The sequence below is a fragment of the Methylobacterium sp. WL7 genome, from assembly GCF_008040085.1.
GTDB lineage: Bacteria > Pseudomonadota > Alphaproteobacteria > Rhizobiales > Beijerinckiaceae > Methylobacterium > Methylobacterium mesophilicum.
Genome location: NZ_VRVG01000066.1, coordinates 1 through 21,307, shown reverse-complemented (window position 1 = coordinate 21,307; position 21,307 = coordinate 1). Strand labels below are relative to the sequence as shown.

Genomic DNA, 21,307 nt, shown 5'->3' with positions numbered 1-21,307 from the left:
GGCAGGACGTGATAGGGGAGGGGCGTGAGCCAGACCCCGTTCCCGCCCTCCGAGAGGAGCATCGCCGCATTTCCGCCGTCAAGGGCGGGCGGAGCGCGATCCGCACGCGCTTTCGCCGTGCTCGCCTTGGCTGCGCTCGCCGCTCTCGTCTGGACCGGTCCGCTGCCCGCCCGTGCGGCGGCGACCGCCGCGCCGCAGGAGGCGACGCCCGCCGTGACGGTCCCGGATTTCTGGAATCCGCGCAGCCGCGGCGAGCGGATCGAGGCGCCCCAGACCGGCCGGGCCGTTCGATTCCTGACCGACGACGAGTTCCCGCCGCTGCACTTTGCCGGCCCGGACGGCAACCCGACCGGCTTCGTGGTCGAGCTCGCCCGGGCGGTTTGCGAGAAGTTGACGATCACCTGCACGGTGCAGGCGCGCCGCTTCGACACCCTGCTGGACGCCCTGGACAGCCGCCAGGGCGACGTGATCGCGGCCGCCATCCCGCTGACCGCGCCCCTACGCGAGAAATTCCTGGCGACGCGCCCGTATTTCCGCTGGCCAGCGCGCTTCGCCGCGCGGGCCGACAAGGGCCTGCCGGTCCCCTCGGCGGCGGCGCTCGCCGGCCGCAGCGTCGGGGTGATGGGCGGCAGTGCGCATGCGGCCTACCTGAAGGCGTTCTTCCCCAAAGCCGTCCCGAAGGAGTTCCTCGACCTCGCGGCCGCCGAGGGCGCGCTCAAGCGCGGCGAGATCGACTACCTGTTCGCCGACGGCCTCAACCTCGCCCTCTATGTCGGCGGCCAGGAGGCGGAGAATTGCTGTGCCCTGATCGGCGGCGCCTACCTGGAGAACCGCTATTTCGGCGAGGGCATCGGGCTGATCACCCGCCCGGAGGACGCCGCCCTCTCCCGGGCGCTGGACGACGCGCTCCAGCGGGTCTGGGACGACGGGAAGTACACCGAGTTGTACCTGCGGTTCTTCCCGGTGAGCCCGTTCTGAGGGCTTTCTTCCCGGCAGCGAATCGGGGATCCTGCACCGCGCGGGGTCTCCCCGACAGGATCGAGGCATGACGGATCTGCTCGACAAGGCGGTGGCCAAGACGCGGGATCTCGCTCCGGAAATGCAGGACGAGATCGCCCGTGTGATGCTGGCCTTCATTGCTGATGCTTCGTCGGTCTATCGATTCACACCGGAGGAGGAGGCGGAGCAGGACGCCGCCGATGCCGCGGTTGCGCGGGGCGATTTCGCGACCGACGCCAAGGTGCGCGCCATCCGGGCCAAGCATGGCCTGTGTGGCTGCGCTTAGCCCAACCAGCCCGCCCCGAACGCCGCCGGGACACCGGATTGCGCCGACGGGCGTTCCGCTGGGGCTCGAACCGCTCTAGGGTGCGCGATCCCAGCGTACCCTCAGTCCCCAGATCATGCCCGCCGCACCTGCCCTGACCCTCGACCCCGACCTGATCGAGGCGGCCGCCACCGCCGCCGCCTGGCCCTTCGAGGAGGCGCGCAAGCTCGTCGCGCGGCTGGAGAAATCCGGCACGACCGAGGTGGTGTTCGAGACCGGCTACGGGCCGTCGGGGCTGCCGCATATCGGCACCTTCGGGGAGGTCGCCCGCACCTCCATGGTCCGCCACGCCTTCCGGGTGCTGACCCGGGACGCGGTGCCGACCCGGCTGATCGCCTTCTCGGACGACATGGACGGGCTGCGCAAGGTCCCGGACAACGTGCCCGACCGCGAGATGCTGGCCGCGCATCTCAACCAGCCGCTCACCCGCGTGCCGGACCCGTTCGGCACCCACGACAGCTTCGGGGCGCACAACAACGCCGAGCTGCGCCGCTTCCTGGATGCCTTCGGGTTCGCCTACGAGTTCCGCTCGGCGACGGACTGCTATCGCTCGGGCGTGTTCGATGCGGCTTTGATGCGCATCCTGGAGCGCTACGATGCCGTGATGGAGATCATGCTGCCGTCGCTGCGGGCGGAACGCTCGGCCTCCTATTCGCCCTTCCTGCCCCTGCACCCGGTCACCGGCCACGTCATGCAGGTTCCGATCGACGAGGTACGGGTCGAGACCGGCACGCTGGTCTGGCGCGATCCCGCCACGGGCGAGCGCTACGAGACCCCGGTGACCGGCGGCCACGCCAAGCTGCAATGGAAGCCCGACTGGGCGATGCGCTGGGTCGCGCTCGGCATCGATTACGAGATGGCCGGCAAGGACCTGATCGATTCGGTCAAGCTGTCGGGCAAGATCGCCCGGGCGCTCGGCGGCGAGCCGCCGGACGGGTTCAACTACGAGCTGTTCCTCGACGAGAAGGGCCAAAAGATCTCGAAGTCGAAGGGCAACGGCCTGACCATCGACGACTGGCTGAAGTACGGCACGCCGGAATCTTTGGGCCTGTTCATGTACAACAAGCCCCGCGAGGCCAAGCGACTGTTCTTCGACGTGATCCCGCGCAACGTCGACGAGTATATCGGCTTCCTCGACCGCTATGCCGGCCAGGACGCGAAGCTGCGCCTCGGCAACCCGGTCTGGCACCTGCATGCCGGGAACCCACCCGAGCCGGAGCGGGTCGAGGGCGCGAGCCTGACGTTCGCGATGCTGCTCAACCTCGCCGCGGTGGCCAACACCGAGGATCCGGCGGTGCTGTGGGGCTTCATCCGCCGCTATGCGCCGCAGACCGGGCCGGAGACCCATCCGGGGCTCGACCGGCTGGTGGTCCACGCGCTGAAATATTTTTCGGATTTCGTGCGCCCGGCCAAGACCTACCGGGCGCCGACGGAGGAGGAGCGGGCGGCCCTTGATGACCTGTCGGAGACCCTGGCGGCCCATGCCGGCTCCACCGATCCGGAGGCCCTGCAGGCGGCGGTCTACGAGGTCGGGCGGCGCCACTTCCCCGATACGTCCGGCAAGGCCAAGAGCCCGGATGGGCGCCCGGGCGTGTCGCAGGCGTGGTTCACGAGCCTGTACAACGTGCTGTTCGGCGAGGCGCGGGGGCCGCGCTTCGGCTCCTTCGTGGCCCTCTACGGGGTGGCGGAGACCCGGGCGCTGATCGCGGCGGCCCTGTCGGGGGCTCTGGTGGCCGAACACGCCGCCTTCGTAGGCCGCCCCGCCGACGTCGTCGCGTGAGCGCGATGGTCATCGACAGCATCGCGGCGCTGGAGGCGATCTACGCGCCGTCCCTGGCGCCCGCCTCCGTGGCCAAGGTCACGGCGGCGATCACGCCGGACTACGCGGCGCTGATCGCCGCCGCGCCGTTTGCGGTGCTGGCGACCAGCGGTCCCGAGGGGCTCGATTGCAGCCCCCGGGGCGACCGGCCGGGCTTCGTGCGGGTGGCCGGCCCGCGCACGCTGATCCTGCCCGACCGGCGCGGCAACAACCGGATCGATTCCCTGCGCAACGTCGTGCGCGATCCCCGGGTGGCGCTGCTGTTCCTGATCCCGGGCTCGGGCACGACCTTCCGGGTGAACGGCACGGCGGTGATCTCGGCCGACCCGGATCTTCTGGATTCGTTCCGCGTGGACGGGCACGCGCCGCGCACGGCCCTCGTGATCACGGTCGAGGCGGCGTATTTTCAATGCGCCCGGGCGATCGTTCGCGCCCGGCTGTGGGAGCCCGAGGCCCGGGTCGATCCGGCGGACCTGCCGAGCCCCGGGGCGATCCTGGCCGCGCTCACCGCGGGGGAGGTCGGCGGCCAGGCCTACGACGCGGAATGGCCGGGGCGGGCCGCCAAGACGATGTGGTGAGGACGGCCGATCCGGTCGCCAAAACTACGCGAGACCGAGGAACAGCGCGAGGGAACGCGTCACCGCCAGCAGGGTCGCGTCATCGAGGCGGCCGATCGACGCCCCGACCTTCTCGCGCCTCACCGACATGCCCTTGTCGATCTGGATCTGAGACGGCTTGTTCAGGCCGTTCCCCGGCGTCGGCTGCACGGTCAGCCGGATCAGCGGCGCGTCCACCAAGGTCGCCGACAGCAGGAGGACCGTCACGGTGCCGGTCTGCGCGAATGCGTCGGACTGGATCACGAGGGCCGGCCGCGGTTTCCCGAAATCGCCCGCCCTAGCGCGTTGATTCGCATCGTCCTTTTCCGAAAGCCGGAGGCCACCTTTCGGAACGATGCTTTAGCCACGGTGACGAGATCGCCGCGCCTCACGACTCGGCTAGGTCGTCCAGATCCGCGAGGGCGGCGTCGAGGATGGCGTTCAGCTCAGGGGCGGACGCATCGGCTGCCGCCACCAGCCGCGATTGCCGCCGGCTTTCCTCGGCGAAGCCCGGCCGGCTCGTGTCCGACACCCAGATCTGCACCGGCCGGAGCCCCGCCGCGCGCAAGGCATCCCGATGCTTCCGAACCTGCTGAGCGATGGGCGTGGCCATCGATGCCCCCCTGCGTAACAGGAAACAGATGGGATGACGCCGCGAGGAACGTCGAGGCGAAGCGGGCAACCCCGACACGTCGCCGTCACGGCGCGCCGAGCGACGCGGCCGGGCCTGGTTTCACCCCACCAGGGCGAGACCGGCTTGGGAAAAATCCTGCGTCTCGGTCTCGGGGATCACGTCGACCTCGACCTTGAGGCGCTGCTTGCCCGAGCCGCTGACGATGCCGTCCACCGGCGCCACGTCGCCGTAGTCGCGGCCCCGGGCCACCACGATGTGGTCGTCCCGCACCGCCACGCCGTTGGTCGGGTCGAGGCCGAGCCAGCCCGCCACCCAGGCGTGGCTCGCGTCCGCGCCGCGCAGGCGCGGCCGGCCCGGCGGCGGCACGGTCCGCAGGTAGCCGCTGACATAGGCGGCCGGCAGCCCCATGCCGCGCAGGCCCGCGATCATCACGTGGGCGAAATCCTGGCAGACCCCGGCCCGGAGCGCGAAGGATTCGGCGAGCGGCGTGCGCACAGTCGTGGCCTTGGCGTCGAACCGGAAGTCGGCGCGGATGCGCAGCATCAGGTCGTAGGCCGTCCCATAGGCGCTGCGGCCCGGCATGAAGCTGGTGCGGGCGTAGTCGGTGACAGCGGGGACGAGGGGGACCCGGCCGCTCGGGAACAGGAAATGGACCGGCGCCCGGCCGCGGAGGTCGCACCCGGCCACCACGGCGTCGCGGACCCGCTCCCACGGCTGGCCGGCCTCGGGCTCCGGCGGGACGCGGCGCTCGACCCGCACGGTGGAGAGCGCCTCGACGCTGAAGGTGGTGTGGGGGGTGTCGAGGGTGATCGCCACGGCCTCGATCCCGAAATAGTCACGCCGCATCACCGCGGTGGTGGGGCTCGGGTCGATGGTCACGGCGCTCGCCAGCACGCTCTGGCCCTCGCCGTCCTGCGGCTTGAGCCGCAGGGCGCAGCGGGCGAAGCGCACCGGCTTGCCGTAGCGGTAGGTCGTGCGGTGGCGCAGCGTGTAGATCATCCCGGCGGCCGCGCGATTTGACGTCTGTCGCAGGCATCATAGGCCGAAAGGATCACCGGTCTTGCGGCGATCCTGACGCAGGGCCGAGAATCCCACCGGGAATCCAAGCCGGAATCCACGGGGTCCATCATCACGCCAGACCCGTCAGCTTTTCCGGGCGCAGCGCGTTCGGCCCGGCCGGAAAGTAACGCACCGCGATGCCGTCGGCGAGGCGTTCGAGGTCGGTCTCCAGGGCGGTGAGGCGCACGGCGTCGAAATCGGCGGCCTCGCCGCTGCGCAGCTCCGCCAGGATCCGGGAGGCGATGCGGCGATGCGGCTCCGGGATGCCGTCGGCCGACAGGGCCGGCAGGTCGTCGAGGTGCCGGGCGATCGCCTCCGCCTGGAAGGCGATCGAGCGCGGGTTGTAGGGGTCGAGCAGCACCATGTCGCGGACCGGGTCGAGGGCCGCGCCCTGCATGTAGCGCCGGCCGTAGCTGATCTGCGAGTCGCTGAGCGAGAGCATCACCCCGAGGCAGCCCGGGGTCGCCTCGTCGTTGGCGAAGGACAGCGCGAAGGTGCAGGTGTTGATCGCCCGCTCGACGCGCCGGCCGAGCTCGACGAAGTGCCAGCCCTCCGCCCGGCTCATGTTCTCGTGGGTGAGCCCGGACAGGGCGGCGAGCTGGCTCAGCGCCCGCTCGGCGCGGCCGGCGAGCTGCGACTCGGTGAAGGCCCGCTCGGTGTCCAGCGACACGATCTCGATCAGGTCGGCCAGCACCCGCCAGGCCTCGCCGGAGAGGCGGGCGCGGAGCGCGGCGGCGTTGCGCCGGGCCGAGACGATGTGGGCGCGGGCCGAGCCCGAGCGCTCGCGCCCGGTCAGCGCCTCCTGGGCGAGCCGGGCCGTGGGCAGGTCGGTGGCGCCGGTGGCGCCCCATTCGTAGAGGAGCGCCCGCAGGGCCAGGGCGGCCGGCGTGTCGAGGGCCCCGGAGATGTCTGCCCCCACGGCGTCGCCGACGCTGCGCAGGTGCGCCAGGACCAGACGGATCACCGCCTCGGCGCGTTCGAGGTAGCGGCCGAACCAGAACAGGCCGTCGGCGGCACGCGACGGCAGGTGGCCGCCGACCCGGCGCACCCGCGGGGCCGCGTGGGAGCCGATCAGCGGCGCCTCGACGGGGCTCTCGGACAGCACCCACAGGTCGGCCGAGCGGATGCCGAGCCGCATCTCGATCGGGTCGACGTCCTCGCGCTCCGAGACCCGGCAGAAGCCCCCCGGCATGACCTGCCAGCCCGCGGGCGTCCGGGCCGCGAAGACGCGCACCACGAAGGGGCGGGGCACCAGGGAGAGGCCGTTGTCGCCGCGCTCCCAGCCCGGCATGGTCGAGAGCGGCGCGGCCTCCTGGGCGACGTAGTCGAACGGCCGGTCGCGCAGGGCCGCCACCACCCGCGCCCGCTCGGCCGCCAAGGCGTGCGGCGCCAGCATCGCGTCGCGGCCGGCCCCGCGCTGGGGCGTGGCTGCCGGGCGCAGGGTCAGGCTGTCGAGGTTCGCCTGGGCGTGGGCCAGGCCTTCGAGGTCGCCGCACCACCAGGCCCGGGGATGCCCGAGCCGCAGGGGCGCGCCCAGCAGCCGGCGGGCGATGCCGTCGAGATACGGGGCGAGCGCGGCGGATTCGACCAGCCCGGAGCCCGGCATGTTGGCCATCACCAGGGAGCCGTTGCGCAGGGCCTCGATCACCCCGGGCACGCCCAGGCGCGAGGCCGGGTTCAGCTCGAGGGGGTCGAGGTAGTCGGCGTCGATCCGCCGCCACAGGGCGTCGGCCCGCTTCAGGCCCGAGACGGTGCGCACGTGCAGCGCGCCGTCGCGCATGACGAGGTCGTCGCCCTCGACCAGCATCAGGCCGAGATACCGGGCCAACGCCGCCTGCTCGACATAGGTGCTGCTGTAGGGCCCCGAGGTCAGCAGGCAGATGCGCGGGTCGGAGCGCTCGGCCCCGAGCGCCAGCCCATCGCGAAACGCCTGGAAGAAGGCCGGCAGGCGCTCGACGTGGAGGTCCTGGAAGAAGTCCGGGAAGGTCCGGGCCAGGACCATGCGGTTCTCCAGCGCCCAGCCGAGGCCCGAGGGCGCCTGCGTCCGGTCGGCCAAGACCTGCCAGCGCCCGTCCGGCCCCCGGCCGAGATCGGCGGCGTAGAGCTTCAGGTAGTGGCCCCCGGGGGGCGCGACCCCGTGCAGGGGGTGGAGGAACTCGGGCGTCCCGGCCACGATCGCGGCGGGCAGCAGCCCGTCGGCGACCAGGCGGCCCTCGCCGTAGCAATCGGCGAGGATCGCCTCCATCAGTTCCGCGCGCTGGACGATCCCGGCGCTGAGGTCGCGCCACTCGGCGGCCTCGACCACCAGGGGCAGGCAGTCGAGCGGCCAGGGATGCTCGCGCTGGTCGCCGGAGATCCGGAACGAGATGCCGGCATCCCGGATGTGCCGCTCGGCCGAGACGAAGCGGGCCAGGATCTCCGGCTCGGTGAGCGCCCCGAGATGGTCGAGCAGGCGCGGCCACGCCCCCCGGGGGGCGCCGTCGCCGCCCAGGAACTCGTCGGGACGGCCGGAGACGGGCCGATAGCCCGCGGTCCAGCGCGCGACGCGCTCCTGCGGGCTCTCGCCCGCCTCGGTCCGGGCGGCGCCGGCCGCGAGCGCCGCCTCCATCACCGGGCTCCGGTCATGTCGGGGCCGGCGTGCGCAGGTCGAGGGTCAGCGGGAACTCGGGGTTCGTCTCCGCGCGGGGCATCTCGACCCGGCCCGGCGTGTGGCCGAGGGGCTCGAAGCGGGCGAGGCGGCGCCCCTCCGCCTCGTAGGCGTTGACCGGGTGGGTCTCGTAGTTCCGTCCGCCCGGGTGGGCGACGTGGTAGCGGCAGCCGCCGAGCGAACGCCCGCTCCAGACGTCGAGGATGTCGAAGGTCAGGGGCGAGTGCGCCGGGATCGTCGGGTGCAGCGAGGAGGCCGGCTGCCACGCCTTGAAGCGCAGGCCCGCCACGGCCTCGCCGCCGCGGCCGGTGCCGGTCATGGGCAGCCGGCGCCCGTTGCAGGCGATGACGTGCCGCTCGGGCACGAAGCCCTCGACCTTGACCTGAAGCCGCTCGACCGAGCTGTCGACGAAGCGCACGGTGCCCCCGCTGGTCCCTTCCTCGCCCATCACGTGCCAGGGCTCCAGCGCCTGGCGCAGCTCCATCCGGACCCCGCCCTGCTCGACCACGCCGAAGACCGGGAAGCGGAACTGGGCCTGCGCCTCGAAGGCGACCGGGTCGAAAGCGTAGCCCGCCGCCCGCAGATCCTCCAGCACCCCGAGGAAGTCGGCCCAGAGGAAATGCGGCAGCATGAAGCGATCGTGGAGGTTCGTGCCCCAGCGGACACAACCCCCGGTCTGCGGCTCGCGCCACAGCCACGCCACAAGGGCCCGCAGCAGCAATTGCTGCGCGAGGCTCATGCGGGCGTCCGGCGGCATCTCGAAGGCCCGGAACTCCAGGAGGCCGAGGCGCCCGGTCGGACCGTCCGGCGAGTACAGCTTGTCGATGCAGATCTCGGCCCGGTGGGTGTTGCCGGTGACGTCCACCAGGATGTTGCGGAACACCCGGTCGACCAGCCAGCGCGGGATGTTGGGCGCGTCGGCGGCCGGGATCTGGGCCAGCGCGATCTCCAGTTCGTAGAGCCCGTCGTGGCGGGCCTCGTCCATGCGCGGGGCCTGGCTGGTCGGACCGATGTAGAGGCCGGAGAACAGGTACGAGAGCGCCGGGTGACGCTGCCAGTAGAGCACGAGGCTCTTGAGCAGGTCGGGCCGGCGCAGGAACGGCGAATCGTCCGGGGTGACGCCGCCCATGACCACGTGGTTGCCGCCGCCGGTGCCGGTGTGGCGCCCGTCGACCATGAATTTCTCCGCGCCGAGTCGGGTCTGCCTTGCCTCGGCGTAGAGGTCGGTGGTGATCGCCACCGCCTCGCGCCAGGACGCGGCCGGGTGGACGTTGACCTCGATCACGCCGGGATCGGGGGTGACCTTGATCAGGCCGATCCGCGCATCGTAGGGCGGCTCGTAGCCCTCGACATGGATCGGCAGCCTCAGTTCGGCGGCGGCCGCCTCGAGGTGGGCGGCGAGTTCGAGATACTCGTCGGCCCGCTGGGTCGGCGGCATGAACACGCGCACGATCCCGTCCCGGGGCTCGATCGCCAGCGCGGTGCGGACCGCGACGCCGGTGATGCCGGCCCCGTTGACCACCGTCGCGGCCTTGGGATCGTCGGGGAGCGGCCCGCGGGGCTCCAGCGGGTCCTGCGGCTGGTAGTAGGGATAGTGCTCGGGCGGCACGTAGGGCAGGGACGACAGGGGCAACCGGAAGCCGAGGGGCGAATCGCCCGGCACCAGGAAGGCCTGGCCCCGGCGGAACGCCCACTTCTCGGAGATCCAGACCCGGTCGGAATCGCCGTCCTTGCCGGTGGGCAGGCTCGCCAGCGGCAGGACGTAGCCCGCCGGCTCCCCGAGGCCGCGGGCGTAGACGCGCCGGATCCGGGCGTCGAATTCCACCGAGCCGGACTTGGCGGCGGCCGGCGTGACGTTGACCGGCAGGTCAGCCGCCTTCTTCTCCCAGAGTTCGCCGTCCTCGAAGGTCGGGAACACGTAGTCGGACAGACCGAGCCGGCGGGCCAGCGCGTCGGCCAACGCCTTGGCCTGCGCGATCGTGGCGGTCCCCTCGGACCCCTCGCCCACCTCCGGGGCGATCAGGGCCGGGTCGCTCCAGATCGGCTTGCCGTCCTTGCGCCAGTACAGCGCGAAGGCCCAGCGCGGCAGGCTCTCGCCCGGGTACCACTTGCCCTGCCCGTAATGCAGCAGCCCGCCCGGGCCGAACCGGTCGCGCAGGCGCCGGATCAGCGTGTCGGCCATCCGCCGCTTGGTCGGGCCGACCGCGGCGATGTTCCATTCCGGCGCCTCGAAATCGTCCACCGACACGAAGGTCGGCTCGCCGCCCATGGTCAGGCGGACATCCTGGGCCACGAGGTCGGCGTCCACCCGCTCGCCGAGCGCGTCCATGGCCGACCAGACCGTCTCGGAATACGGCTTGGTGATCCGCGGCGTCTCGGCGACCCGGGTGATCCGCATCTCGAAGCCGAACTCGGTCTTGGCCGGCTCGGCCGCCCCCGAGATCGGCGCGGCCGAGCGGTAATGCGGGGTCGCGGCGAGCGGGATGTGGCCCTCGCCGGTGAGCAGCCCGGAGGTCGCGTCCATGCCGATCCAGCCGGCGCCCGGCAGGTAGACCTCGGCCCAGGCGTGCAGGTCGGTGAAGTCCGCCGACGCGCCGGCGGGGCCGTCGACCGCGGTGGTGTCGGGCACGAGCTGGATCAGGTAGCCGGAGACGAAGCGCGCCGCGAGCCCGATCCGGCGCAGCACCTGCACGAGCAGCCAGGCCGAATCGCGGCACGACCCGCTCTTGAGCCGCAGCGTCTCGGCCGGCGTCTGCACGCCCGGCTCCAGGCGCACGCCGTAGGCGATCTCGCGGGCGATCAGGCCGTTGAGAGCCACCAGGAACAGCACCGTGCTGGGCTCCTCGGGGAGCCGTGCGAGCAGCGCCTCGATCTCCGGCCCGTCCGCGTCCACGGGCATCAGGTAGGGGGCCAGCTCCTCCGACAGGTCCGGCTCGTACGAGAAGGTCCGGATTTGCGCGTAATCCTCCACGAAGAAGTCGAACGGGTTGATCACCGCCATCTCGGCGGTGAGGTCGACCTCGATCTTCAGCTCGTCGGTCTTCTCCGGGAAGACCAGGCGGGCGAGCCAGTTGCCGCTCGGATCCTGCTGCCAGTTCAGGAAGTGGTTGGCGGGCGTCACCCTCAGCGCGTAGGCCGGCACCTTGGTGCGCGCGTGCGGAGCCGGGCGCAGGCGCACCACCTGGGGACCGAGGCTGATCGGCCGGTCGTAGCGGTAATGCGTGACATGGTGCAGGGCGGCTTTGATCGACACGATGGCTCCGTCTGAAGGATCGAATGCGGTCTCGTAGCCGGCACCGGGCGCCGCGGCGGGTCGATCGCCGAGCCCACCGCGCGGTTATGTGCCAAGGATGGGGTCACAAGCAATTTTCGTGCGGCGCCCTCCGCGTCCGCGGAGCGCCGCCGACCTTGGCCGGAACTTTGCCGGTCGCGCTCATTTGATCGAAAGGTGGGCCGGTTACCGGTCCGGGACCGCGCGATGAAGCTCTTCCAGTGCCAGGCCTGCGACCAGCCGGTCACCTTCGAGGCGACCGCCTGCGAGAGCTGCGCGCGCAAGCTGGGCTATGTCTGCGCGGCACACGAGGTCTCGGCCCTGGAGCCCATGGGCCTCTCGGCCCATCCGGCGATGGGCGGCGCCCAGACCTTCCACGCCTACGCGGATTCCGGACGGCGCTACCGCTACTGCAACAACGCCCTGTCGGGGGCCTGCAACTGGCTGGTGCCGGAGGACGATCCCGACATCTTCTGTACCGCCTGCCGGCACAACCGGGTGGTGCCGGACCTGTCGCAATCCTGGAACCTCGCCCGCTGGCGCCAGATCGAGGCGGCCAAGCGCCGACTGTTCTACTCGCTGCTGCGCCTCGAACTGCCCCTGGCGACCCGGGCCCAGTACACCGACGGGCTGGCCTTCGATTTCCTGGTCGATCCGTCCGAGAGTTTTTCCTACGGGCCGCCGGTGCTCACGGGCCACATCAACGGCCTGATCACCATGAACATCGCCGAGGCCGACGACGTCGAGCGCGAGCGCCGCCGGATCCTGTTCGGGGAGCATTACCGCACCCTGCTCGGCCATTTCCGGCACGAGATCGGGCATTATTTCTGGTACCTGCTGGTGATGAACGGGCCGACCATGGGCGCGTTCCGGGCCCTGTTCGGGGACGAGAGCCTGAACTACGTCCGCGCCCTGCAGGATCACTACGCCCACGGCGCCCCGGCCGAGTGGGAGGATTCCTACGTCTCGGCCTACGCCACCGCCCACCCGTGGGAGGATTTCGCCGAGACCTTCGCGCATTACCTGCACATCGTCGACACGGTGGAGACCGCCTCGACCTTCGAGCTGCACGTGCGCCCACGCCTGCGCAACGCCACCACGGCGCCCACGGTGATCGATTTCGACCCCTACGACACCCACGACCTCGACCGGCTGATCGAGGCGTGGCTGCCGCTGACCTACGCGATCAACTCCCTGTCCCACAGCATGGGCCAGCCGGCGCTCTACCCGTTCAAGCTGACCCCCACGGTGATCGCCAAGCTCGCCTTCGTGCACGAGCGGATCTACGCCTCCCGCTCCGGAACCCTGCCGGATCCCGGCGAGGCAGGGGCGGAGATGCTCCGCGCGGTGATTTTGGGTTTGCGGCAGAAGGTGGCGGCGCCGACGGTATGAGTGCCGGACGGTCGGCCGAAGTGTTAACGCCGAACTCTCTTCGCGGGCGGCGGGAGTACTTTACCGTCCGGCCGACCGTAAACCTCTGGCGTCGCCGCAAGCACGTCCCTCGCCTCTGGTGCCAACCAGGGGAGATCAGCGGCCATGAAAGCCGCCGCTGCCTGCTCGATGTCGGGCAGGCGTCGATGCGCCTGCCTGAGGATACGGCCGCGGGTCACCTTGCGGTTGGTCACCGTCGGTTCCGTCACGGGCGCAGCTTTCGGCACTGAGATCACCTCCGGACCATATGATGAGAGTCAGCCAGATCGGGCGCAAGCGCAAAGCCTTGCCTTTTGTACAAGGGGATAAGGTCCGGGTCGACGTGATGAAGCCGTAGCTCCGGCACACCGATCAGCTGCCTGTAGGCTTCCGCCATAGTCAGGGCGATCGCGATCACCTGCCCTTTGAGCGGATGCGTCGGATCTGGATTGCCCTCAAGGAAATCCAAGGCAACGAACCTGTCTTGGTTCACGGCACCGATCGCCAACCCACACAGCGTCTCGTCGTGCCAGATCGCAGCGTTGAAGCACTTGGGATGGTTGTTCTGGAAGTCGGACGACAGCCCGGCCCAGTCCCAACCCACCGGTCGGTCTTGGTGCCCGAGCCAGGTATCCATGAACGCGGATCGCGCTGCACCAGCGATGATTTCACAGCGTACGTCCGGGCCGAGGCCCAACTTAGCCACCGCCAGCGCGCCGGCAAGCATCAGGCGTTTCGCGTGGGCGGATCTGACCACAGGGCATTGCATCAGGTGCCCTCAGCCACCCTGCCACCACCCGTCGATGCTTCTGAGCGCCATCGGCTCATCCGAATCAGCCCCGATAGGCGGCGGCACGTGCGACTTCGGAAGCCGAGCCCGCATGGCGCACACGGTGCTTCTCTGTCCCTCGGATGCAACGCGGTCCGTGCCCGATCACGTCTCCTGCCGCCCCTCCACGAAGGCGCGGAACGCCGCTAGGGTCTCGGCGCTGACATGGTGCTCGATCCCCTCGGCGTCCCGCCGGGCGGTCTCCGGGCTGACGCCGAGGGTGCACAGGAAGCGCTCGACGATGCGGTGGCGCTCGCGCGCCTGGGCGGCCAGCCGGCGGCCGGCCTCGGTCAGGAACACACCGCGATAGGGCCTCTGCTGGACGAAGCCGTCCTCGCACAGGCGCTTGAGCATCTTGGCGACGGTGGGCTGGGCCACGCCGAGGCGCGCGGCGATGTCGACCTGGCGGGCCTCGCCGCCGTCGCCGATCAGGTCGTCGATCAGCTCGACGTAATCCTCGACGAGTTCGGAACGCCGCGCCTCGCGGGCCTGGCGGAAGCTCTCCACGTGCCGCTCAGGATCGACCAGAGCGGTCTCGGGCAGGCCCTGGGTTTCGGAGGCACCCGGCTCGGACGGTTCCTGCATCGGCTCTCCCTCTCGCCGCCCCCCGGCGCCGCCCGACCCTTGTTAGCAAAATCCGCCCGGGAGAGGGGAGTCCCGCGACGCGGTCGCGCCCCCCCTTAAATGCCCCCTTGAAACGCGCGGCCGATCCCTTGAATATAGCCCAAGCTATATCTTTGAGAAAAGGGTGAGGCATGGCAACGCCGGATGCGGCGACGGTCCCGGGAGGGCAGATGCCCGAGGGACGTGCGCCCGAAGGAACGGCACCGGCGGGCCCTGCGCTCGGCAGGATGAGCCGGCGCACGGAGCAGGCGATCCGCGACACGCTCGACGGGCGGCCGGGCGGCCGGGGCCGGTTCCTGCTGTTCGTGGGCCCCGCCGTGACGGCGTCGATCGCCTACATGGATCCCGGCAACTTCGCGACCAACATCCAGGCCGGCGCGCGCTACGGCTACGGCCTGCTCTGGGTGGTGCTGCTCGCCAACATCACCGCGATGCTGTTCCAGGCGCTCTCGGCCAAGCTCGGGATCGTCACGGGCAAGAACCTCGCGGAGCATTGCCGCGACGCGACGCCGTTGCCGGTGCGGCTCGGCCTGTGGGGCATCAGCGAGGTCGCCGCCATGGCCACCGACCTGGCCGAGTTCCTGGGCGGCGCGATCGGGCTGTCGCTGCTCACCGGCATGCCGCTGATGGCCGGCATGGCGGTCACCGCGATCGTCACCTACGCGATCCTGCTGCTGGAACAGGAGGGGTTCCGACCGCTGGAGATCGCGATCGGCGTGATGGTCGGCACGATCGGCCTCTGCTACGCGGTCGAACTCGCCATCGCCCCGGTGGACTGGGCGGACGCCGCCAAGGGGCTCGTCACCCCGCGGATTCCCGACGCCCAGGCGCTGACCATCGCGGTCGGCATCATCGGCGCCACCGTGATGCCCCACGCCCTGTTCCTGCATTCGGGCCTGACCCAGGGGCGGGGCAGCCCCCGCGACGATTCCGACCGGCGCCAGCTGGTGCGCTTCTCGAACCGCGAGGTGGTGGTGGCGCTGCTGCTGGCGGGCCTCGTCAACATGGCGATGGTGATCATGGCGGCCGCCGCCTTCCATGCCGGCCACAGCGAGGTCGCCGAGATCGACCAGGCCTACCGCACCCTGACCCCCCTGCTCGGGCCGGCGGCCGGGGCCGCCTTCCTGGTGTCGCTGCTCGCCTCCGGGATCTCCTCCTCGGTGGTGGGCACGCTCGCCGGCCAGATGGTGATGCAGGGCTTCACCGGCTGGCACATCCCGCTCATCGTCCGCCGATTGGTGACCATGCTGCCGGCCTTCGCCGTGGTGGCGATCGGCGTCGACCCGACCCGGGCCCTGGTCCTGTCCCAGGTGGTGCTGTCGCTCGCCCTGCCGGTGCCGATGGTGGCTTTGGTGGTGTTCACCCGCCGCCGCAGCGTGATGGGCGCCTTCGCCAACGGCCCCCTGACCCAGGCCGCCGCCATGGCCGGGGCGGCCCTGGTGCTCGGCCTCAACATGGTGCTGCTGGCCGCCGCCTTCGGGGTGCCGATCCCGGGGCTGGAATAGAGCCGCCCCGGGTCCCTTTCCTTGCCCTGCCCGCCAGAGGGGGCGGCCCTCTCGCAAGGGGTTGAGCAGCGTCGCGCCGGTCGCCGTGTCGATCGGCAGAATGCGGGCAGGACACCTTCGTGCAGCCAGAGCCGCAAAGCAGAGGCCTGGCGGGGGTCGCGGCGGTCCAGTTGAGTGATGCCGAGTTCGACCTCCATGACCGCGATGGCGGAGCGGTGCAGGCTGCTTGGGTCGACCTGCGTAGACTACCTCTCAACCACAGAACTGATCCTGCCGCTGCGCCGCCTGCGGCGTTCGGACAGGCCGTCGGTGTCCAGAAGGTACATCGGTCGCCGGGCGCGGGAACGTGGCTGGCCGGGTGAAGTCGATGTCGATGTCGCCGACACCCTCCATGTCGAGGGCATCGAGAATGGTGCCGGGGGCAGCCTTCAGGCGTTCGTAGGCGTCGTAGGGCGGGACAGCCATGATCGGCCGACCGCGCTCGGTGATGTTCACGGGGCCGTCCGCGGCGGCGCGCTTGATGCGTCCGGGTTCGCGATCGAACGCGCGGCTGGTGAAGGTCGGCATGCTCATGCCGAACCCCGCATGTCCGTCCATACAGACATTGGAGGTCCGGCAGGCGACGTGAATCGGCCGCCGGGCCCTCGGAAACCGCCCGTGTTCTGGGTCGATGCCCCCGGGCGCTCCCCGGTCAGCTCGCCCGGACGATCACCTCCACGAGGTTGGCGCCCCCCGACCGGATCCCGGCCTCGATCGCCGGGGCGATGTCGGCGGCCCGGGTCACCCGCCGGGACGGCACGCCCATGGAGGTGGCCAGCGCCAGGTAGTCGACGCGCGGGTCGGTGAGATCCATGGCGATGAAGCGGTTGGCGCGCACCGAGGCGTAGTGCGCCTGGCCCTTCATGAAGTTTTTCAGGATGTTGTACTCGGCGTTGTTGATCACCACGAAGGTGACCGGCAGTTTTTCGTGCGCGGCCGTCCAGAGCGCCTGGGGCGAGTACATGGCCGCCCCGTCGCCGACGACGCAGACCACGGGGGCCCGGTCGATGCCGAGCGAGAAACCGACCGCGGCCGGCATGCCCCAGCCGAGGACGCCGCCACGCATCGCGGCGTATTGGTGGACGGAGTTGCTGTTCAGGAACGTGCGCAGGTGGGTCAGCGTCGCGGGCGCCTCGTCGATGATCGTGGTCTGCGCCCCCACGGCCCGGGCCACCTCGCGGGCGGCGACCAGGGGGGCGATCACCGGATCGTCGAAGGCGGCATCCGCCGAGGCGGCGAGCTGCGCCCGGCGCTCGGCCCGGGCCGTCGTCGCCGCCGCGCGCACCTCCGCGAAGGCACCGGCCCGGTCGGCCACGCGCGGGGCCAGCAGCGGCAGCAGCGCGTTCAGGGACGCCTGGATGTCGCCCACCGTCGACAGACTGGTGGCGTAGGTGCGCCCGAGGTCGCGGACATCCGCGGAGAGCTGGAACACCTGCGTCCCCGGCGGCACCGCCGAGACCTCCGAGTACAGGATGGTGATCAGCGACTTGCCGCCGAGCGCGAAGATCGCGTCGTAGCGCCCGAGGATGTCGGCGATGGCGTCGGCCCGGGTCGGCAGGTTGCCGGCCCAGAGCGGGTGGGCGGTGGGGAACGGGATGTGGGCCGGCCAGGACGAGCCGTAGACCGGCGCGGCCAGCAGGTCGGCGAGCGCCACCATCTGGGCGGAGGCGTCCGAGGCGTCGATCTCGTCGCCGGCGATCAGGGCCAGGCGGCCGGGCGCGATGGCGGCGAGCTTTTCGGCCAGGCGATCGAGGGAGCCCGCCACCGCCCGCTGGTCGATGGTCGAGGTCTCGCCCGCCGGGATCGTGGTCATCGCCTCCATGACGTCCATCGGCAGGGACAGGAAGACCGGGCCGGACGGGGCGGCGCCGCAATCGTGGAAGGCCCGGCGCAGGAGCACCGGGATCTGGTCCGGGCTCGTGACCTCGCGCGCCCACTTCACCACCGGGTCGGCGATGGCGACGAGGTCGCCCATCAGCAGCGGGTCGGAGAGGGCGTGGCGCAGGTCCTGCTGCCCGGCCGTCACCACCAGCGGCGTGCCGCTGACCTGCGCGTTCCACAGCGCGCCCATGCCGTGGCCGAGGCCGCCGGCGGTGTGCAGGTTGAGGAAGGCGGGCCGGCGCGCGCCCTGCGCGTAGCCGTCGGCCATCGCCACCGCGGTGGCCTCCTGCAGGGCCAGGATGTAGCCGATGTCCTGCGCCTCGGTGAGCGCGTCGATCAGCGGCAATTCGGTGGTGCCGGGATTGCCGAAGATGTAGCGCACGCCCTCCGAGCGCAGCACATCCAGCAGCAGGTCGGCGCCCCTCCGGCTCCCTGCGGCGTCCACGGTCTCGATCGGCATGCGCAACCCTCCTCCGCCCCCCGGCGGAATCAGCGCGACGCTACCCCATGGCCGCGCCGCGACGAAGACCTGCGGCGCGGGATCGGGTTTCCAAAGGGCGAGCCCTTCGGCGGGTTGTCAGGGCGGAGCCTTGATGCAGCCGAACGTTAGAGCCCGATCGGCAGCAGTCCGGGCGCCAGGGCCGCGGCGGCCCGCGGCCCGTCCTTGACCAGGCGAATCGCCGTGCGGGCGACGCGGTTGCGCAGGCGCCGGGCTCGCCAGAGCGCCCCCGTCTCCACGGCGAGGCCGCGGGCGTAGACGCTAGTGCGCAGGCTGCGGGCGTCGCAGGCCTGCTTGACCGGGTCGGCGTAGAACGCCGCGATCTTGTCCCGGCCCATGCCGGGGGTGGCGAGCCAGGCCGGCACGTGGACCCGGGCGAGCCGGTCGGCATCGGTGAGCAGCTTGCCGATCCCGGTGCCGGGGATCGGGCAGGCGGTCTGGAAGGCGTCGCCGATCAGCACCAGCCCGTCGCGCTCCACCCCGTCGGCCCGGGCGAGGTCGATCGGCCGGACCTCGAGGGGGCCGGACACCGACAGGTCCGGGCAATGCCGCGCCAGGTGGGGCATCATCGCCCGCAGGGTGGCTTCCGGGTCCCGGCGCAGGGAAGCGACCCAGGGCTCGCCGGGATCGCGGTAGCAGAACAGGTTGGCGCGCATCACCTCCCCGATCGGGAACAGGGTCAGGTAGGCGTCGCGCCCGCCGAACCCCTCGGCGAAGTAGGTCATGGCCGGGAACGGGAAGGCGGCCCGCGGCGCCGCCATGTCGAAGCCGACCGCCAGGGAGTGGCGCGGGCTCAGTGCCCGCTTGGCGATGCCGGCCTTGGCGAGCAGCGCATGGCCGAGCCCGGTGGCGAGCACGACGAGGCGCGCCTCGATCCGGCGGCCATCGCTCAAGGCGAGAATCTGGCGATCCGGCCCGAGCTCGAAATCGGCGACCCGGCCGGGGGTCAGCAGCCCGTCGGGCAGGGCGGCCCGGGCGGCCCCGACCAGGACGGGATAATGCGCGCCCCATTCACGGGCGGCCTCCCGGTAGGCGAGGCGGCCATAGCGGACCACCGCGACCTCCTCGGTCGCCGTCGTGCAGGCGGCCAGAGCCGCCCCGAAGCCGAGGCCCTCGAACAGCGCCATCTGGTCGGCCCCGAACTTCTCCGCCCGGAAGTCGCGGCGTGCCTCACCGCGTTCGGCCTGGGCGTCGATCAGCGTGACCCGGGTCCCGGCGCGGGCGAGCGCCCCGGCCAGGCAGCTCCCGGCCAGCCCGGCGCCCACCACGGCTACGTCGCAGGTTTCCGCCTCGCTGCCCATTGCTGTCATCTCAAAGTCGTCCCGCATCCGCGTCAGAGCCTGAACGCGCGAAAACGCATGAATGGTAGCGATCGGGAGTTCTGTAAAGCACGTACGTAATTTTTCGCGGCCGTGGAAACATACGGTTACGCTGCCGCGCCGGCTCCGGTGGGATGCCTCATCTTCTGATTGAATTTCTGTATCTCATCGGATCTATCGCCCGGCCCGGATCTTCCTCGGATCGACGGTAGCAGCCGCTCCGGCCGGGCTTTTTACTTGCCGGGCCCTACTTGCCGGATCGGGCTTCCGTGCAGGTGAGAGGTGGCTTGCCTGCCTCCGTCCAGGTGACGGTGCGACCCTTGCCGCGCAGCTCATGGCGCGCGTCACCGTACTGGATCCCATCCGCGTGCGGCTCGACCGGCAAGGTGACCGAGGGGCCGGCGGGCGGGTGAACGACGGCCGGCGCGTTCAGGTCGGCGGTGTCGAACTCGACCGTGAGCGTCTGCCCCGCGGGACAGGCGAAGGCGACCCGGTTGATCGCGGACGCCGCGGCGTGCGCCTGGTCCACCGCGACCGGAAGTCCCGCGGCGAGAAGGAGGGCGATGCTGCCCCGGGAAAGCAAACGGTTCACGGTACCTCCTGCTGTGCTGATCCGGGCACCGCTCCGATGTGCGGGACATCGGAGAATCGGCCTTCGAAGCCCGGGCACGAACTCTACCGCGATTCCGCCGATCACATCAGGATCGCTGGAATCGGGACGACGCTTCAGCCTCTCAGCTGCGCCACGAAGGCCCGCATGAACGGCGGCAGGCCGTCGAGGTCGCGCAGGCACAGGGTCAGGTCGCGGCGGGCCCACGGATCGGAGAGCGGCACCACCGCGATGGCGAGACCCTGGGCCGCCCGGGCGGCGGCGCTCTCGGGGAGCACCGCGAGCCCGACCCGGGCCTGGACCAGGCGGCAGACGGCATCGAAGCCGCGCAACTGCACCCGCAGACGCATCGGCCGCCCCTCCCGCACCGCCTGGGCGACCAGGAACCGGCTGATGGCGCTGCGCCGGTCGAGGCCGACCAGGTCGTGGCCGAGCACCTCCACGAAGGGGATCTCGGCCCGCGCCGCCAGGGGATGATCCCGGGCCGCCACCAGCACGAACCGGTCCTCCCGGAACGGGAAGGTCTGGAGCGAGCCGGTATCGACCGTGCCGGACAGGATGCCGAGATCGGCCGCGCCCTCGGCCACCAGCCCGACGATCTCCTCGGAGGTGCGCTCGTCGATCTCGACGCCGATCCCAGGATGGCCGGCCAGGAAGGCCGACAGCGCGTCGGGCAGGAACTCGGTCAGCGCGTTGGTGTTGGCGAGCACCCGGATCTGCCCGGCCGCGCCACCGGAGAACACCGCCATCTCCTCGCGCAGGCGCTCGACGCCGGCCAGGATCTCCCGGGCATGGGCCAGGAGCGTGCGCCCCGCCGGGGTCGGGCTGACGCCCTGCCGCCCCCGGGTCAGGAGCGCGGCGCCCAGCGAATCCTCCATGATCCGGATCCGCGTCGAGGCGGCCGCCAGGGCGAGGTTCGCCCGCGCCGCCCCGTGGGTGATCGAACCGGCCTCGACCACGTGCCGGAACAGGCCGAGATCGGTGAGATCGAACCGCATCATCGCCGAAGGCCCCTCCCGGCAGCGGCACCGCCGGGCGCTTTGGTCCTGCAGCGACGGCGCGGGACGGTAGCGTCGCCCGGCCCGCGTGTCAGCGGCCGCCAGAGGCCGCGTCGCCCGAAGCCGCCCCGGCAACCGGAGCAGCGCAGGATAGGGCACCGCAGAATCAGCATAGACACCGGATTGATATATTTCCCGATCCATATCATTTGTAATTCTGGGACTATATCTATAATATATTAC

At 71.3% G+C, this 21,307-nt stretch carries 18 protein-coding genes; 6 read left to right on the top strand and 12 right to left on the bottom strand.

Features of this window, described 5'->3' with window-relative positions; translation table 11 throughout:
- Positions 1-162: 162 nt before the first annotated feature.
- From FV233_RS17130 to FV233_RS17115, 4 genes are all read left to right on the top strand, one after another.
- Positions 163-978, top strand: a complete 816-nt coding sequence (locus FV233_RS17130; protein ID WP_246690010.1) for a transporter substrate-binding domain-containing protein — start codon at positions 163-165, stop codon at positions 976-978.
- Between the two features lie 67 nt (positions 979-1,045).
- Complete coding sequence (locus FV233_RS17125) at positions 1,046-1,285, top strand: hypothetical protein (RefSeq protein ID WP_147898170.1); 240 nt, start codon at positions 1,046-1,048, stop codon at positions 1,283-1,285.
- 115 nt (positions 1,286-1,400) lie between these two features.
- Positions 1,401-3,104 carry a lysine--tRNA ligase gene (locus FV233_RS17120; RefSeq protein ID WP_147898169.1) on the top strand — a complete coding sequence of 568 codons (1,704 nt, stop codon included), beginning with the start codon at positions 1,401-1,403 and terminating at the stop codon, positions 3,102-3,104.
- A gap of 5 nt (positions 3,105-3,109) precedes the next feature.
- Positions 3,110-3,721, top strand: coding sequence for a pyridoxamine 5'-phosphate oxidase family protein (locus FV233_RS17115; RefSeq protein ID WP_147898176.1), 612 nt, complete (start codon positions 3,110-3,112; stop codon positions 3,719-3,721).
- A gap of 24 nt (positions 3,722-3,745) precedes the next feature.
- Here the strand turns inward: FV233_RS17115 and FV233_RS17110 are convergent, their stop codons facing one another.
- From FV233_RS17110 to FV233_RS17090, 5 genes are all read right to left on the bottom strand, one after another.
- Positions 3,746-4,096 (bottom strand): type II toxin-antitoxin system PemK/MazF family toxin, encoded by a 351-nt coding sequence (locus FV233_RS17110; protein WP_147854604.1) that lies wholly within the window; start codon positions 4,094-4,096, stop codon positions 3,746-3,748.
- Between the two features lie 31 nt (positions 4,097-4,127).
- Positions 4,128-4,352, bottom strand: coding sequence for an antitoxin MazE family protein (locus FV233_RS17105; protein ID WP_147898168.1), 225 nt, complete (start codon positions 4,350-4,352; stop codon positions 4,128-4,130).
- Positions 4,353-4,472: 120 nt separating this feature from the next.
- The gene (locus FV233_RS17100; RefSeq protein WP_147898167.1) at positions 4,473-5,372 is read right to left on the bottom strand and encodes a transglutaminase family protein; all 900 of its coding nucleotides are present in this window, start codon (positions 5,370-5,372) and stop codon (positions 4,473-4,475) included.
- Between the two features lie 130 nt (positions 5,373-5,502).
- Positions 5,503-8,040 carry a circularly permuted type 2 ATP-grasp protein gene (locus FV233_RS17095; protein WP_147898166.1) on the bottom strand — a complete coding sequence of 846 codons (2,538 nt, stop codon included), beginning with the start codon at positions 8,038-8,040 and terminating at the stop codon, positions 5,503-5,505.
- A 13-nt stretch (positions 8,041-8,053) separates the two neighbouring features.
- Positions 8,054-11,332: a transglutaminase family protein gene (locus FV233_RS17090; RefSeq protein WP_147855022.1), complete on the bottom strand. Its 3,279-nt coding sequence runs from the start codon at positions 11,330-11,332 to the stop codon at positions 8,054-8,056.
- Positions 11,333-11,557: 225 nt separating this feature from the next.
- On the opposite strand from FV233_RS17090, the gene FV233_RS17085 reads away from it, so the two are divergent.
- Entirely contained in the window at positions 11,558-12,742 is a 1,185-nt protein-coding gene (locus FV233_RS17085) for a putative zinc-binding peptidase (RefSeq protein ID WP_147855023.1), read from the top strand.
- A gap of 271 nt (positions 12,743-13,013) precedes the next feature.
- On the opposite strand, the gene FV233_RS17080 is transcribed toward FV233_RS17085, so the two are convergent.
- Together FV233_RS17080 and mntR are read right to left on the bottom strand one after the other, a co-directional pair.
- Positions 13,014-13,487 (bottom strand): hypothetical protein, encoded by a 474-nt coding sequence (locus FV233_RS17080; RefSeq protein WP_147855024.1) that lies wholly within the window; start codon positions 13,485-13,487, stop codon positions 13,014-13,016.
- 207 nt (positions 13,488-13,694) lie between these two features.
- Entirely contained in the window at positions 13,695-14,174 is a 480-nt protein-coding gene (gene mntR / locus FV233_RS17075; protein ID WP_147855025.1) for a manganese-binding transcriptional regulator MntR, read from the bottom strand.
- A 170-nt stretch (positions 14,175-14,344) separates the two neighbouring features.
- Here mntR and FV233_RS17070 point away from each other — a divergent pair, with 170 nt between their 5' ends.
- Positions 14,345-15,718 (top strand): Nramp family divalent metal transporter, encoded by a 1,374-nt coding sequence (locus FV233_RS17070; protein ID WP_147855026.1) that lies wholly within the window; start codon positions 14,345-14,347, stop codon positions 15,716-15,718.
- Positions 15,719-15,970: 252 nt separating this feature from the next.
- Here FV233_RS17070 and FV233_RS17065 read toward each other — a convergent pair whose 3' ends face one another.
- From FV233_RS17065 to FV233_RS17045, 5 genes are all read right to left on the bottom strand, one after another.
- Positions 15,971-16,291: a type II toxin-antitoxin system prevent-host-death family antitoxin gene (locus FV233_RS17065; RefSeq protein ID WP_187278131.1), complete on the bottom strand. Its 321-nt coding sequence runs from the start codon at positions 16,289-16,291 to the stop codon at positions 15,971-15,973.
- Positions 16,292-16,409: 118 nt separating this feature from the next.
- Positions 16,410-18,098 carry a thiamine pyrophosphate-binding protein gene (locus tag FV233_RS17060; RefSeq protein ID WP_147898165.1) on the bottom strand — a complete coding sequence of 563 codons (1,689 nt, stop codon included), beginning with the start codon at positions 18,096-18,098 and terminating at the stop codon, positions 16,410-16,412.
- Between the two features lie 146 nt (positions 18,099-18,244).
- Positions 18,245-19,447 carry an NAD(P)/FAD-dependent oxidoreductase gene (locus FV233_RS17055; RefSeq protein ID WP_147898164.1) on the bottom strand — a complete coding sequence of 401 codons (1,203 nt, stop codon included), beginning with the start codon at positions 19,445-19,447 and terminating at the stop codon, positions 18,245-18,247.
- A gap of 256 nt (positions 19,448-19,703) precedes the next feature.
- On the bottom strand, positions 19,704-20,048 hold the full coding sequence (locus FV233_RS17050; protein ID WP_147857143.1) for an MliC family protein: 345 nt from the start codon (positions 20,046-20,048) through the stop codon (positions 19,704-19,706).
- Positions 20,049-20,182: 134 nt separating this feature from the next.
- The gene (locus FV233_RS17045; protein ID WP_147857144.1) at positions 20,183-21,067 is read right to left on the bottom strand and encodes a LysR substrate-binding domain-containing protein; all 885 of its coding nucleotides are present in this window, start codon (positions 21,065-21,067) and stop codon (positions 20,183-20,185) included.
- Positions 21,068-21,307: the final 240 nt, after the last annotated feature.